The following is a 12,928-nucleotide window of genomic DNA, read 5'->3' on the forward strand; positions in this document are numbered from 1 at the left end:
GTGAGCGGCGTGAGTGTCGCCGGCGGCGCCGAGCCGCGCGGGCGTGGCGGGCGACGGCCGCCCGCCGCCCGGCTCACTCCGGAAGCTTGCGCCGGACCTCCCACCAGGCCGCCTCCAGGGCCACCGCCGCCAGCGCCGCGATGCCGACGGCGGTCCAGGGCATCGCCGTGCCGACCAGCTTCAGCTGGAAGAACGTCTGCAGCCACGGCGTGATGATGACGACCAGGAAGCCCGCCGCCATCGCGAGCACCAGAACCACCCGCCACCAGGTGTACGGCCGGGCGATGATCACCAGCACCCACAGCGCGATCAGGAACAGGGTCAGCGTCGCGGTGCTGGTCTCGGCGGGCAGGGTGTCCGGGCCGCTGTAGTAGTGCCGGGCCAGCAGATACGTGGCGAAGGTGGCCGCCCCGGCGATCAGGCCCGCCGGCACCGCGTACCGCATCACCCGCCGGACGAAGTGCGGCTTCGCCCGCTCCCGGTTCGGGGCGAGGGCCAGGAAGAACGCCGGGACGCCGATGGTGAGCGTGGACAGCAGCGTCAGGTGCCGGGGGAGGAACGGGTACGGCACCTGGGAGCAGATCACCAGGATCGCCAGCAGCACCGAGTACACGGTCTTGGTGAGGAACAGGGTCGCGACCCGGGTGATGTTGCCGATCACCCGGCGGCCCTCGGCCACCACCGACGGCAGGGTCGCGAAGCTGTTGTTCAGCAGCACGATCTGCGCGACCGCCCGGGTGGCCTCGGAGCCGGAGCCCATGGACACCCCGATGTCGGCGTCCTTCAGGGCCAGCACGTCGTTCACCCCGTCGCCGGTCATCGCCACGGTGTGCCCGTGGGACTGGAGCGCGCCCACCATGTCCCGTTTCTGCTGCGGGGTGACCCGGCCGAAGACGGTGCCGTCGTCGAGCGCCCCGGCCATCCGGTCCGTCTCCCCGGGCAGTTCGCGGGCGTCCACCGGGGCGTCGGCACCGGGCAGGCCCAGCTTCCCGGCCACCGCGCCGACCGACACCGCGTTGTCCCCGGAGATCACCTTCGCGTCGACCCGCTGCTCGGCGAAGTAGCGCAGGGTGTCCCCGGCGTCGGGCCGCAGCCGCTGCTCCAGGACGACCAGCGCGCCGGGCACCACGTCCCGGGTGGCCTCCGGGTCGTCCGGCTCCCGCGCGGAGCGGGCCAGTAGCAGCACCCGCAGGCCCTGGGCGTCCAGCCGCCCGGTCTCGGCGAGCACCGGGTCACCGGCGGGCAGCAGCACATCGGGCGCCCCCAGCAGCCAGGTGCCGGCCCGCCCGTTCTCCTCGCGGAAGCGGGCGGCGCTGTACTTGCGGGCGGAGGAGAACGGCAGCGCCCCGGTGCACCGCCAGCCCTGCCCGTCCGGGTAGGCCTCGGCGATGGCCCGGAGGCTGGCGTTGGGCCGTGGGTCGGAGGCTCCGAGCGCGCCGAGCGCCCGCCGCAGGTACCCCTCGTCGGCGCCGCCCAGCGGCCGGAGCGCCGCGACGTCCATCCCGCCCTCGGTGAGGGTGCCGGTCTTGTCCAGGCAGACCACGTCGACCCGGGCCAGCCCCTCGATCGCGGGCAGCTCCTGGACCAGGCACTGCTTCCGCCCCAGCCGGACCACCCCGATCGCGAACGCCACCGAGGTGAGCAGCACCAGACCCTCCGGGACCATCGGGACGATGCCCGCCACCATCCGGCGCACGGCCTCCCGCCAGTCGTGGTCCTGGACGACGCTCTGGCTGATGATCAGGCCGATCGCGGCCGGCACCATCATCCAGGTGACGTAGGTGAGGATCCGGTTGATGCCGCTGCGCAGCTCCGAGGAGACCAGGGTGAAGCGGGACGCCTCCTCGGCGAGCTGCGCGGCGTAGGCCTCGCGGCCGACCCGGGTGGCGGTGAACGCCCCGCCGCCCGCGACCACGAAACTGCCCGACATCACCCGGTCCCCGGGGTGCTTGAGCACGGGGTCGGCCTCACCGGTGAGCAGCGACTCGTCGATCTCCAGACCGTCGGCCTCGGCCACCACGCCGTCGACGACCGCCTTGTCGCCGGGCCCGAGCTCGACGAGGTCCCCGAGCACGATGGCCGCGGTGGGAACGGGGGTGGAGGCGCCGTCCCGGCGGACGACGGGCCGGGCCTCGCCGATGACGGCCAGGTGGTCCAGGGTCCGCTTGGCGCGCAGCTCCTGGACGATGCCGATCGCCGTGTTGGCCACGATGACGAAGCCGAAGAGGCCGTCCTGGATCGGGCCCACCACCAGGATGATCAGGAACAGCGTGCCGATGATCGCGTTGAAGCGGGTGAACACATTGGCGCGGACGATCTCCGTGGCGGACCGGGAGGAACGCAGCGGGACGTCGTTGACCTCGCCGCGCGCCACCCGTTCGGCGACCTCGGCGGCGGTCAGTCCGCGCGCGGAGCCGGCGGGGCGCCCGGGGCCGGGCGGGGAGACGGGGTGGACGGGGTCGAGTTCCGGCCCCGCGTCGATGGCCTGCCGCGTCCCCGGGCCCCCGGACGGCTCCGGCCGCGCGCTGCCGGTCGGCGACCGCTCGGTCATGGTTACGACCGTACGGGGGGATCGGGCCGTTCACCCTTCGGAGAGCGGTGGAGGGGCGCCGCGTCGGGCCGGGCCGCGGCCCGGCGAACGGTTCAGGCCGTCGTGGTGCCGTCCGGGCCCGGGTCCTGTCCGGCCCGCTCGGACTCCGCCCGCTGGATGGCGGCCTCCCGCCGACGCACGTACCAGAGGCCGATGAGGCCCAGCCCGGCACCGGCCAGGCAGGTCCACAGCCACCACAGATGCCCGTGTGCGTCGAACCAGCCGTAGAACGGGAGCTGGACGAGGAAGAGGACGAACCACAGGACGGTGCCGCCCAGAACGGTCCCGACGACGTTGCCCTCGAGCGGCTCCGGGGCCTCGTGCCTGGGTCTCCACTTCGTCATGCGCACAGCTTACGGGCCCCTGCCGCGGGCCCCGACGGCACGTGGCCCTTGGGTCTACGCGCGGAGATGGTGATCTTTGGGTTATGCATTCATACTGACCCGGTCCAGGGTTCGACTTGATTTGTTCGTTCGTTCATCCAAATCGCGCCCGGTCGTGCTCCCGGCCTCTTCGGCCGACTCCCCGCCTCCCGGCCCGTACCACTGAGGTCCCGTATGCCCTCCTCGGCCTCGACCCCGGTCGACTCCCCGCCCCCGCACCACCACCCGTCGCCGGAGAATCCCCTGGACCGGTTCTTCAAGATCTCCGAGCGGGGCTCGACGATCTCCCGGGAGATCCGCGGCGGGCTGGCCACGTTCTTCGCGATGGCCTACATCATCGTGCTGAACCCGATCATTCTCGGCTCGGGCGTGGACAAGTACGGCCACCACCTGGACACGGCGCAGCTGGTCACCGCGACCGCGCTGCTGGCCGGTCTGACGACCGTCCTCATGGGCATCATCGGCAACGTCCCGATCGCGCTCGCCGCGGGCCTCGGCATCAACGCCGTCGTCTCGCTCCAGCTCGCCCCCAAGATGAGCTGGCCGGACGCGATGGGCATGGTCGTCCTGGCCGGTCTGGTGCTGATGATCCTGGTCGCCTCGGGGCTGCGGCAGCGCGTCCTGGACGCCATCCCGGCCGGGCTGCGGCGGGCGATCGCCATCGGCATCGGCCTGTTCATCGCGCTGATCGGGCTGGTCGACGCCGGCTTCGTGACCCGCAACCCGGACGCCGCGCACACCACCGTCCCGCTCGGCCTGGGCACCGGCGGCCGGCTGGAGGGCTGGCCGGTCCTGATCTTCGTGATCGGGCTGGCGTTCACCTTCGTGCTGGTGATCCGGAAGGCCAAGGGCGCCATCCTCATCGGCATCGTGACGATGACGGTCGTTGCGATCGTGGTCAACGCCGTCGAGGACATCCCCGGCAAGGCGTGGGGCCTCACCATCCCCGAGGTGCCCAGCAAGATCGTGGACACCCCGGACTTCGGGCTGATCGGCGACGTCAGTCTCTTCGGCGGCTTCCACGAGGTCGGCGTCATCACCGGCTGCCTGTTCGTCTTCACCGTGCTGCTGTCGGCGTTCTTCGACGCGATGGGCACCATCATCGGCGTCGGCGAGGAGGCCGGGCTGACCGACGAGAACGGCCAGATGCCGGGCATGGGCAAGGTCCTGATGGTGGACTCGGCCGCGGTCGCGGCGGGCGGTCTCGGCTCCGCCTCGGCGACGACCTGCTTCGTGGAGTCCACGGCGGGCGTCGGCGAGGGGGCGCGAACCGGTCTGGCCAATGTGGTCACCGGCGGGCTCTTCCTGCTGGCCCTGGTCTTCACCCCGCTGGCGACGGTCGTCCCGTCGCAGGCGGCGACACCGGCGCTGCTCGTGGTCGGCTTCCTGATCATGGCCGCCAATGTGCGGGAGATCGACTGGAGCGACTACACCGTCGCGGCCCCGGCCTTCCTGACGATGATCTCGATGCCGTTCACCTACAGCATCACCAACGGCATCGGCATCGGCGTGCTGTCGTTCATCCTCTTCCGCGCGGCCACGGGCCGGTTCCGTACGGTGCCGTGGCTGCTGAACGCGGTCGGGTTCTGCTTCCTCGTCTACTTCCTGCTCGGCCCGATCGAGGACGCCCTCGGCGTCTCGTGATCCCTCCGCCGATCACGTGACGCCGGCTGTCCGTCGGTCCCCTCCGCGGGCGGCGGTATCCGGCCCGTGGGGGCGGTCTCCCCGCCGTAGAAGCGGGCGGTGGCGTCGACCGCCGTTCTGAATCGCTCGTCGAAGTCGTCGCGCATGAGCGTCCGGACCACGTAGTCCTGGACGCTCATGCCGCGTTTCGCGGCGTGCTCCCGGATCCGGTCGAGCAGCTCACCGTCCAGTCGCAGGCTGAGCACCTCTGATCCCATCTCCGTACGGTCCCGACGGCCGGGGCGGAGTGGGGCCGGTTTCCGGCCCCATGTCACTCGTTCGGGTGAGTGCGGCTGGAGTCACACCGAATCCGCTTGGTCCTTAGCATGGGTAATGAGTTAGGCTAAAGACATGTCGGAACCCGCTCACCCCCTTCCTCCGGCGGGGGGAGCCCCGGACGTCGCCGCAGCCGACGCCCAAGCCGTGAACGCGCTGCGGTCCGCCGTGATGCGTCTGTCCCGCAGGCTGAAGCACCAGCGGGTCGACGAGTCGCTGAGCCCGACGGAGATGTCGGTGCTGGGCACCCTCGCCCGCTGCGGCTCCGCGACACCGGGCGAGCTGGCGCGCAAGGAGCACGTCCAGCCGCCGTCGATGACCCGCATCGTGGCGATGCTGGAGGCCAAGGGGCTGGTCCGGCTGGAGCCGCACCCGGAGGACCGCCGCCAGAAGGTGGTCACCCAGACGGAGCGGGCCGAAAGCATGCTCGAAGAGAGCCGCCGGAAGCGCAATGCCTGGCTCGCGGAGCTGGCGGGGCGGCTCGACGATGAGGAATGGGCCGCGCTGCGTGCCGCAGCGCCCGTTCTGGAGAAACTCGCGCACCTGTAGCAGCGCGGCGCGGAGACGCGCGTCCGCAGGCCGTGCACGGGTTGAGACCACGACCGCACGCACGACGAGGAGGCGACCCCACGTTGAGTACGGGACCCGGAGCAGACTCCGCACCCGCACCGAACACCCCCGACGACGACACCATCACCGCGAAGCCGCGCGGCTCCACCTTCAGCTCCCTGAAGATCCGTAACTACCGGCTCTTCGCCACCGGACAGGTGGTCTCCAACACCGGTACCTGGATGCAGCGCATCGCCCAGGACTGGCTGGTGCTCAGCCTCACCGGATCCTCGGCCGCCGTGGGCATCACCACGGCCCTGCAGTTCCTGCCCATGCTGCTCCTCGGGCTCTACGGCGGTGTGATCGCCGACCGGTTCCCCAAGCGGCAGCTGCTCCTCATCACCCAGACCGCGATGGGCCTCACCGGCCTCGCGCTCGCCGTCCTCACCCTCAGCGGGCAGGTCCAGGTCTGGCACGTCTATCTGATGGCCACCCTCCTCGGTGTGGTCACCGTGGTCGACAACCCGGCCCGGCAGGCCTTCGTCGCCGAGATGGTCGGACCGGCCGAACTGCGCAACGCCGTCAGCCTGAACTCCGCCAACTTCCAGTCCGCCCGGCTGGTGGGCCCCGCCGTCGCCGGTGTCCTCATCACCGCCGTGGGCAGCGGCTGGGCGTTCCTGCTCAACGGGCTGTCCTTCATCGTGCCCATCGCCGGCCTGCTGCTGATGCGCGCCGCCGAACTGCACCGGGTCGACACCGCGCCGCGCGGCAAGGGGCAGCTGAGGGAGGGCCTGCGCTACGTCGCGGCCCGCCCCGACCTGATCTGGCCGATCGTCCTGGTCGGCTTCATCGGCACCTTCGGCTTCAACTTCCCGATCTGGCTGACCGCCTTCGTCGACGACATCTTCCACGCCGGAGCGGGCACCTACGGCCTGCTCAACACCCTGATGGCGGCCGGTTCGCTGATCGGCGCCCTCCTCGCGGCCCGCCGCGGCACCTCACGGCTGCGGCTGCTCGTGGGAGCGGCGGTGCTCTTCGGCCTGCTGGAGATCACCGCGGCCCTGGCACCCACCTTCTGGGTCTTCGCCGCGCTGCTGGTGCCGATCGGCGCCTTCGGCCTGACGATCAACGTCACCGCGAACAGCAGCGTGCAGCTCGCCACCGATCCGGCCATGCGCGGCCGGGTGATGAGCCTGTTCATGATGGTCTTCATGGGCGGTACGCCGGTGGGCGCGCCGATCGTCGGCTGGCTCACGGACGTCTACGGGGCCCGGGTCGGCTTCGTCGCCGGCGGACTGGTGTCGCTGGCCGCGGCGGTCGGGGTCGGCCTGATCCTGGCCCGGGTCGGCGGGCTGCGCCTCAAGGTCGACCTGCGGCGCGGACACCGGCATCTGGAGTTCGTGGCCCGCGCGCCGTCGCCGGAGGAGAAGCTGGCGACTGCTGCCTGAGCGGGTGGGGCCGGGAGAGCCCCGCCGGTGCGGGGGTTGGGGCCGGTCGCCGTTCATATGGCGGCCCGGTGACGCTCGGTCCCGCTGGTGCGGAGGTGGCCGGCCTGCTGGTCGCCGGTGCGGCGGCGGCCCGGTCAGCCGTCGGCCCACTCCCGCAGGCCCCGGGCGACGGCCCGCACCCCGGCCATGCCGGGCCGCACGGCCGACAGCACGGCCTCGGCCTGCTTGGGGTCGGGCTTCATCCGGACGCCGTTGGCCTCCAGCCAGGACAGCGCGGCGATCAGCGCGAACCGGTTGTTGGAGTGCTCCAGCGGCTGGAGGAGCGCCAGCGAGTGCAGGAGCGAGGCGGCCTTGCCCGTCAGGGTCTGGTAGCACTCGATGTCACCGACGGCGGCCGACGGCCGCTTGGCGGCGCAGACCAGGGCCCCGTAGTCGTCGACCTGAGGGTCTCCGGGGATCCGCTCGGCGAGCTGGAGGAGGTTGCCGAGGTCGAGATCGTGGATCACACGGGCTCCGTCTCGTCGGTCGTGCCGCGCGCCGCCCCCGCCTCGGGGCCGGTGTCCACCTCGGCCAGGGCGTCGTAGTAGACGTCGATCGCCGCGTTCGCCGCTGTCATGAACCGGTCCGTGAACTCGTCCCGCTGCAGGGTTCTGACGACGTACTCCTGCACGGTCATGTCCAGGGCGTGGGCCCGCTCCTTGACCGAGGCGAGGGTTTCGCTGTCTATGCGCACGCTGAGCATCCGGGTAGCCATGGGCATCATGCTGGCACAGTGTCTGCGCAGGTGAAAAGGTGGATGAGGGCAGAATCGGCCAGTGATCGGAGTCGCTCGGAAGCTGTCCGCGAACCGCTCACCGGTGTCGTTCCCATGCGCGAGACTGACCGGATGAGACTCTTCGCCGCTGTGCTGCCGCCCCAGGAGGCCGTCGCGGAACTCGCCGACGAGATCCGCACCCTGCACGCGCTGCCCACCGCCGGTGAGCTGCGCTGGACGGGCCACGAGAGCTGGCACTTCACCCTCGCCTTCTACGGGGAGGTGCCGGAGGACGTGGTGCCGGAGCTCCGCGAGCGGCTGGCCCGCGCCGCACACCGGCACGGCCCGTACGAGCTGCGGCTCGCGGGCGGCGGACGGTTCGGCGCCCGCGCGCTCTGGGCGGGCGCCGACGGCGACCGCGAGGCCATGCGGCACCTGGCCGACACCGTCTCCGCGGCCGGCCGCCGGGCCGGGGTCCGCTTCGACGACCACCGGCACTTCACCCCGCACCTCACCATCGCCCGCAACCGCCGGGACGCGGACCTGCGCCCGTACGTGGAGGAGCTGGCGGAGTTCGTCGGCAGCCCGTGGACCGTCCGGGAGCTGTGCCTGGTCCGCAGCCATCCGCCGGTGGCGGGGGTCGCGGGGCAGCAGCCCCGGTACGAGACGGTCGGGGCGTGGCCGCTCGGGGAGTGACCGCTCGGGGAGTGACCGGTCGGGGGGTAACCGGTCGGGGGGTAACCGGTCGGGGAGTGACCGGAGCGCGGCCGGTCGGCGGGAGCGGTCACCGGGGTGGGGCCGGACCGGTGGGGGGAGCGGCCGGAGCGACGGCGGCGCGTGAGGTGGGCGAGGAGTGGGCGACGAGTGGGCGAGGGGTGGTCGGAGCCGCGGGCTCCGGCCCCGCTAACCTCGAAGCGTGGACCCGAAGATTAGAACCCGGATCGTCAGCGGCGCGCTCGTGCTGATACTCGTCGTCGTCGCCGTGGCGGCCGCGCTCGGCTGAGCACGGCCGCCGTTCTCGCGTTCCCGCCGCTCCGCCCCGGGCGGAGGCCACCGCCGGGCATGACGGGAGGAAGGCCTCCGCTCGGCAGCACCGGGCGAAGGCCTCCGCCGTGCATCACCGGGCGAAGGCCTCCGTCGGCCCGTCACCAGGCGAAGGCCTCCGGCGCGGGGCCCGGCCCCGGGAAGATCTCTTCGAGCGAGGAGAGCAGCTCCTCCGACAGCTCCAGCTCCGTCGCGCGCAGCTCGGACGCCAGCTGGTCGACGGTGCGGGGGCCGACGATCGGGCCGGTGACGCCCGGCCTGGTCAGCAGCCAGGCGAGTGCCGTCTCGCCGGGCTCCAGACCGTGCTTGTCGAGCAGGTCCTCGTAGGCCTGGATCTGCTCGCGCTGCCGGGTGTTGGCCAGCGCGTCGGCGGACCGGCCCGTGGCGCCGCGCCGCGCGCCGCCCTCCCGCTCCTTGCGGATCGCCCCGCCGAGCAGACCGCCGTGCAGCGGCGACCAGGCGATGACACCCAGGCCGTACTCCTGCGCGGCCGGGACGACCTCCATCTCCGCGCGGCGCTCGACGAGGTTGAACAGACACTGCTCGCTCACCAGGCCGTAGGAGTGGCGGCGCCGCGCGGCCTCGTTGGCCTGGGCGATGTTCCAGCCCGCGAAGTTGCTCGACCCGACGTAGAGGATCTTGCCCTGCTGGACGAGGACGTCCATCGCCTGCCAGATCTCGTCCCAGGGGGTGGAGCGGTCGACGTGGTGGAACTGGTACAGGTCGATGTGGTCGGTGCCCAGCCGCTTCAGGCTGGCGTCGACGGCGCGGCGGATGTTGAGGGCCGACAGCTTGTCGTCGTTGGGCCAGGGCTCGCCGGCGCCCATGTGGCCGTACAGCTTGGTGGCGAGGACGACCTTGTCGCGGCGGTCGCCGCCCTTGGCGAACCACGAGCCGAGGATCTCCTCGGTACGGCCCTTGTTCTCGCCCCAGCCGTAGACGTTGGCGGTGTCGACGAAGTTGACGCCCGCGCCGAGCGCGGCGTCCATGATGGCGTGCGAGTCGGCCTCGTCGGTGACGGGTCCGAAGTTCATCGTGCCGAGGACCAGTCGGCTGACCTTGAGTCCGGTGCGTCCGAGCTGCGTGTACTTCATGGTTCACCAGCCAACGCCCTGGAGCGCGCTCGAAGCAAGGCCCCTCGCGCGGGGCGCTCCCTCCGGCGGGCCACGGAGGGGCGCGCGGCGGGGTGCGGCAGTCGGGCGGGCAGATGTCCGCCCTGCTCACCCGGCCCGTGTAAGGGCCACCGCCGGTTGCGCCGGGCCGCCGTCACGGCACCAGTCGCCGCTCCTTCGCGACCGCCACGGCGCCCGCGCGGGTCTCCACGCCGAGCTTGTCGTAGATGCGGCGCAGGTGGGTCTTGACCGTGGCCTCGCTGATGTACAGGGCGCGGGCGATGTCCCGGTTGCCGAGACCGCGGGCGAGCTGGGCCAGGATGTCGCGTTCGCGGTCGGTGAGGGTGGGCCGGGGCCGGCGCAGGTTGGCCATGACGCGGCCGGCCACCGGCGGGGACAGGGCGGTACGTCCCTCGGCGGCGGCGTGGATCGCGGCGAAGAGCTCATCGGGGCGCTCGGCCTTGAGCAGGTAGCCGGTGGCGCCCGCCTCGATGGCGCGGGTGATGTCGGCGTCGGTGTCGTAGGTGGTGAGGACCAGGACGTGGGAGGAGGATCCGGGGACGTCGGTGAGGCGGCGGGTGGTCTCCACGCCGTCGATGCCCGCACCCAGTTGCAGATCCATCAGCACCACGTCCGGAGCGAGCCGCGCGGCCAGCGCGAGCGCCTCCTCGCCGGTGCCGGCCTCACCGACGACCTCGATGTCCGGGGCGCTGTCGAGCAGGGCGAGCAGCCCGGCCCGTACGACGGCGTGATCGTCGCAGACCAGGATGCGCACGGGAGCGCGGTCGGGGGTCATCGGGGCGGCATCTCCAGGGGGACGGCGGCGGACAGGACGGTGCCCTCGCCGGGCGCGGACTCGACGGTCAGGGTGCCACCGAGCGCGCGCAGCCGGGCCCGTACGGCGGGCAGCCCGTGCCCGCGTCCGCTGCCGGGGAGGTCGGGCAGCGCGGCGGGGTCGAAGCCGTGGCCGTCGTCGGAGACGTCCAGGACGACCTCGTCGTCGAGGAGGGTGAGGGTGAGCGTGGCACTGTCGGCGGCGGCGTGCTCGCGGACGTTGGCCAGGGCGCCCTGAGCGATGCGCAGCAGGGCGGACTGGACGCGCTCGGGCAGCCGGGAGAGCCGGCCGTCGTCGTCGACGTGGACGCGCACGGTGAGGTGCGTCCCGGACTCCCGCGCGGCCAGGGCGCGCAGCGCCTGATCGAGGCCGCCGCCACGGGCGAGGTCGGTGGGGGCCAGGTCGTGCACGAAGCGGCGGGCCTCGGTGAGGTTGTGCTCGGCGACGGACGCGGCGGTGTGCACGTGGGCGCGGGCCTTGTCCGGTTCGGTGTCCCACACCCGGTCCGCCGCCTGGAGCAGCATCCGCTGGCTGGACAGGCCCTGGGCGAGCGTGTCGTGGATCTCCATGGAGAGCCGCTGGCGTTCGGCGAGGGTGCCCTCGCGGCGCTCCGCGGCGGCGAGTTCGCGGCGGGTGCGGATCAGGTCGTCGATCAGCACGCGCTGGCGGGCGGTGTGCCGTTCCATTTGCAGGAAGACGGCGGTGGCGAGGGCGGCGACGGCGGGCGGCGCGAGCACCAGGTTCGGGTCGAAGCGCCCGGCGAGCTGTACCTGCGCGGCGACGACGAGCGCCGTCAGGACCGCCACGAGAATGAGGGCCGCGCGGGCCGGCAGCGTGCGCAGGCCGGTGTAGAAGAGGGGCACCGCGCACCAGGCGAAGCTGGGCGCGAGCACGACCAGCACCATCCACACCACGACGACCAGGGCCAGCCAGGCCGAGCGCCGCCGGGTGGGCCGCCGGCCCGCGTCGCCCATCCCGGGGCCCAGCAGGTGCAGGACGGCGAGCACGACGCACAGCGCGATGATCCACGGGGTGCGCGGCTCGCCCGGATGGCGCAGCAGGAACCGGGCGAGCGCTCCGCCGAGCAGCAGGAAGAACGCCGCGTGCAGCACGGCGCCGAGCCACCGGGTGTCCACGGCGCTCGGTTCGTCACGCCGGTTCCGCATCCGGATCCTCCTCCCTTCACGCTTGCGTCGATGTGCCCGACCGACCTGCGACCTGCGGCCCCGTCGTCCGGACCGGCGTGGCGGATCGTCGGCACGGGTCCGAGCGGCGTCGAACTGGGCAAACATCTCCATTGTGAGCGTGCGCGGGGGCCGGGCCGTCAACCGATCGGATGACCCCGGTGTCGTCCGTTCCGCAGCGGCGGGGCAGCCGGAACGCCGACCGCCCGGGCCGGGTTCCGGGCCGAGGGTGGAGAGCGGACGAAGCAGGGGCGGCAACCGGGCCGCCCGCCCGCCTGACGCCCGCCGACCTGGCGCCCGCCGACCTGGCGCCCGCCCACCTGAGGAGTCGACCGATCATGAAGGCCACGAACCCCGTGCACCAGAAGTTCTCCCGCCGTGCCCGCTTCGCCACCGGCGGTGCCGTGCTCACCGTCGTCGCCCTGTCGGGCTTCGGCGCGGTGTCCGCGAACGCCTCCGCACCCGCCGCGACGTCCGCCACCGCCGCCCCGGCCGCCGTCCCGGACCGGGCCACCACCACGTCCACCCATCTGACGATCGACGCCGCCACCAAGGCCGCGCAGGCCGCGCTCGACGCCGCGGAGAAGGAGAACCAGCGGGTCACGGTCGCCGTCGTCGACCGCAACGGCAACACGATCGTCACCCTGCGCGGCGACGGCGCAGGACCGCAGTCCTACGAGTCCGCCGAGCGCAAGGCGTTCACCGCGGCCGCTTGGAACGCCCCCACCTCCCAGCTGGCCGAGCGTCTCCAGCAGGCCCCGAACCTGAAGGACATCCCCGGCACCCTGTTCCTGGCGGGCGGTGTCCCCGTCACCGCCGAGAAGGCGCCGATCGCCGGCATCGGCGTCGCAGGCGCTCCGTCCGGGGCGCTGGACGAGAAGTTCGCGCAGGCGGGAGCGGACGCGGTGGCCGGCTAGGACGGATCCGGCGTTCGCGCGGACGGGAGCGGACGCGGTGGCCGTCCGGCCAGGACGTGCCGGGGTGATGTCCGTAGCCAGATCCCGGGCCGCGTCGGAGGCAGGTGACGAGGGCTGCCGTCGACCGGCTCGGGAACGGCGACATGATCGCCC

Annotated in this window: 13 protein-coding genes; 5 read left to right on the forward strand and 8 right to left on the reverse strand. The window is 72.8% G+C overall.

Translation table 11 applies throughout. The features are described 5' to 3' along the window. Window positions 1-73 precede the first annotated feature (73 nt). Complete coding sequence (locus tag AC3EQ1_RS08650; RefSeq protein ID WP_432093704.1) at window positions 74-2,551, reverse strand: cation-translocating P-type ATPase; 2,478 nt, start codon at window positions 2,549-2,551, stop codon at window positions 74-76. 92 nt (window positions 2,552-2,643) lie between these two features. Next, on the reverse strand, window positions 2,644-2,934 hold the full coding sequence (locus tag AC3EQ1_RS08655; protein ID WP_432093705.1) for a DUF2530 domain-containing protein: 291 nt from the start codon (window positions 2,932-2,934) through the stop codon (window positions 2,644-2,646). 213 nt (window positions 2,935-3,147) lie between these two features. Between AC3EQ1_RS08655 and AC3EQ1_RS08660 the strand changes: the two genes are divergently transcribed. Then, the gene (locus tag AC3EQ1_RS08660; protein ID WP_432093706.1) at window positions 3,148-4,617 is read left to right on the forward strand and encodes an NCS2 family permease; all 1,470 of its coding nucleotides are present in this window, start codon (window positions 3,148-3,150) and stop codon (window positions 4,615-4,617) included. Here the strand turns inward: AC3EQ1_RS08660 and AC3EQ1_RS08665 are convergent. Continuing rightward, entirely contained in the window at window positions 4,572-4,874 is a 303-nt protein-coding gene (locus AC3EQ1_RS08665) for a hypothetical protein (RefSeq protein ID WP_432093707.1), read from the reverse strand. The genes AC3EQ1_RS08660 and AC3EQ1_RS08665 overlap by 46 nt on opposite strands. Before the next feature lie 133 nt (window positions 4,875-5,007). On the opposite strand from AC3EQ1_RS08665, the gene AC3EQ1_RS08670 reads away from it, so the two are divergent. Both AC3EQ1_RS08670 and AC3EQ1_RS08675 read left to right on the forward strand, forming a co-directional pair. Next, entirely contained in the window at window positions 5,008-5,481 is a 474-nt protein-coding gene (locus AC3EQ1_RS08670) for a MarR family winged helix-turn-helix transcriptional regulator (protein WP_351513287.1), read from the forward strand. Between the two features lie 83 nt (window positions 5,482-5,564). Continuing rightward, window positions 5,565-6,929: an MFS transporter gene (locus AC3EQ1_RS08675; protein WP_432093708.1), complete on the forward strand. Its 1,365-nt coding sequence runs from the start codon at window positions 5,565-5,567 to the stop codon at window positions 6,927-6,929. Window positions 6,930-7,063: 134 nt separating this feature from the next. Here the strand turns inward: AC3EQ1_RS08675 and AC3EQ1_RS08680 are convergent, their stop codons facing one another. Together AC3EQ1_RS08680 and AC3EQ1_RS08685 are read right to left on the reverse strand one after the other, a co-directional pair. After that, window positions 7,064-7,435 (reverse strand): fic family toxin-antitoxin system, toxin component, encoded by a 372-nt coding sequence (locus AC3EQ1_RS08680; protein WP_432093709.1) that lies wholly within the window; start codon window positions 7,433-7,435, stop codon window positions 7,064-7,066. After that, a complete protein-coding gene (locus AC3EQ1_RS08685; protein ID WP_432093710.1) occupies window positions 7,432-7,683 on the reverse strand; it encodes a ribbon-helix-helix protein, CopG family in 252 nt (83 codons plus the stop codon). The genes AC3EQ1_RS08680 and AC3EQ1_RS08685 overlap by 4 nt, the downstream gene beginning before the upstream one ends. 132 nt (window positions 7,684-7,815) lie before the next feature. Between AC3EQ1_RS08685 and thpR the strand changes: the two genes are divergently transcribed. Beyond that, window positions 7,816-8,379, forward strand: coding sequence for an RNA 2',3'-cyclic phosphodiesterase (gene thpR / locus AC3EQ1_RS08690; RefSeq protein ID WP_432093711.1), 564 nt, complete (start codon window positions 7,816-7,818; stop codon window positions 8,377-8,379). Between the two features lie 449 nt (window positions 8,380-8,828). Here the strand turns inward: thpR and AC3EQ1_RS08695 are convergent, their stop codons facing one another. The 3 genes from AC3EQ1_RS08695 to AC3EQ1_RS08705 all read right to left on the reverse strand — a co-directional run bounded on the left by AC3EQ1_RS08695 (window position 8,829) and on the right by AC3EQ1_RS08705 (window position 11,840). Beyond that, complete coding sequence (locus AC3EQ1_RS08695) at window positions 8,829-9,821, reverse strand: aldo/keto reductase (RefSeq protein ID WP_432093712.1); 993 nt, start codon at window positions 9,819-9,821, stop codon at window positions 8,829-8,831. Window positions 9,822-9,993: 172 nt separating this feature from the next. Beyond that, the gene (locus AC3EQ1_RS08700) at window positions 9,994-10,635 is read right to left on the reverse strand and encodes a response regulator (RefSeq protein WP_432093713.1); all 642 of its coding nucleotides are present in this window, start codon (window positions 10,633-10,635) and stop codon (window positions 9,994-9,996) included. Then, window positions 10,632-11,840, reverse strand: a complete 1,209-nt coding sequence (locus tag AC3EQ1_RS08705) for a sensor histidine kinase (RefSeq protein WP_432093714.1) — start codon at window positions 11,838-11,840, stop codon at window positions 10,632-10,634. The genes AC3EQ1_RS08700 and AC3EQ1_RS08705 overlap by 4 nt, the downstream gene beginning before the upstream one ends. A 356-nt stretch (window positions 11,841-12,196) precedes the next feature. On the opposite strand from AC3EQ1_RS08705, the gene AC3EQ1_RS08710 reads away from it, so the two are divergent. Then, on the forward strand, window positions 12,197-12,775 hold the full coding sequence (locus AC3EQ1_RS08710; protein WP_432093715.1) for a GlcG/HbpS family heme-binding protein: 579 nt from the start codon (window positions 12,197-12,199) through the stop codon (window positions 12,773-12,775). The last annotated feature ends 153 nt before the right edge of the window (window positions 12,776-12,928 follow it).

The sequence above is a fragment of the Streptomyces sp. bgisy100 genome, from assembly GCF_057709105.1.

Bases quoted from the DNA above. Each gene is read 5' to 3' on its own strand.
- AC3EQ1_RS08695 (WP_432093712.1), bottom strand. From the start codon at position 9,821: ATGAAGTACACGCAGCTCGGACGCACCGGACTCAAGGTCAGCCGACTG.
- AC3EQ1_RS08710 (WP_432093715.1), top strand. From the start codon at position 12,197: ATGAAGGCCACGAACCCCGTGCACCAGAAGTTCTCCCGCCGTGCCCGC.
- AC3EQ1_RS08700 (WP_432093713.1), bottom strand. From the start codon at position 10,635: ATGACCCCCGACCGCGCTCCCGTGCGCATCCTGGTCTGCGACGATCAC.
- AC3EQ1_RS08670 (WP_351513287.1), top strand. From the start codon at position 5,008: ATGTCGGAACCCGCTCACCCCCTTCCTCCGGCGGGGGGAGCCCCGGAC.
- AC3EQ1_RS08685 (WP_432093710.1), bottom strand. From the start codon at position 7,683: ATGGCTACCCGGATGCTCAGCGTGCGCATAGACAGCGAAACCCTCGCC.
- thpR (WP_432093711.1), top strand. From the start codon at position 7,816: ATGAGACTCTTCGCCGCTGTGCTGCCGCCCCAGGAGGCCGTCGCGGAA.
- AC3EQ1_RS08650 (WP_432093704.1), bottom strand. From the start codon at position 2,551: ATGACCGAGCGGTCGCCGACCGGCAGCGCGCGGCCGGAGCCGTCCGGG.
- AC3EQ1_RS08660 (WP_432093706.1), top strand. From the start codon at position 3,148: ATGCCCTCCTCGGCCTCGACCCCGGTCGACTCCCCGCCCCCGCACCAC.
- AC3EQ1_RS08655 (WP_432093705.1), bottom strand. From the start codon at position 2,934: ATGACGAAGTGGAGACCCAGGCACGAGGCCCCGGAGCCGCTCGAGGGC.
- AC3EQ1_RS08665 (WP_432093707.1), bottom strand. From the start codon at position 4,874: ATGGGATCAGAGGTGCTCAGCCTGCGACTGGACGGTGAGCTGCTCGAC.
- AC3EQ1_RS08705 (WP_432093714.1), bottom strand. From the start codon at position 11,840: ATGCGGAACCGGCGTGACGAACCGAGCGCCGTGGACACCCGGTGGCTC.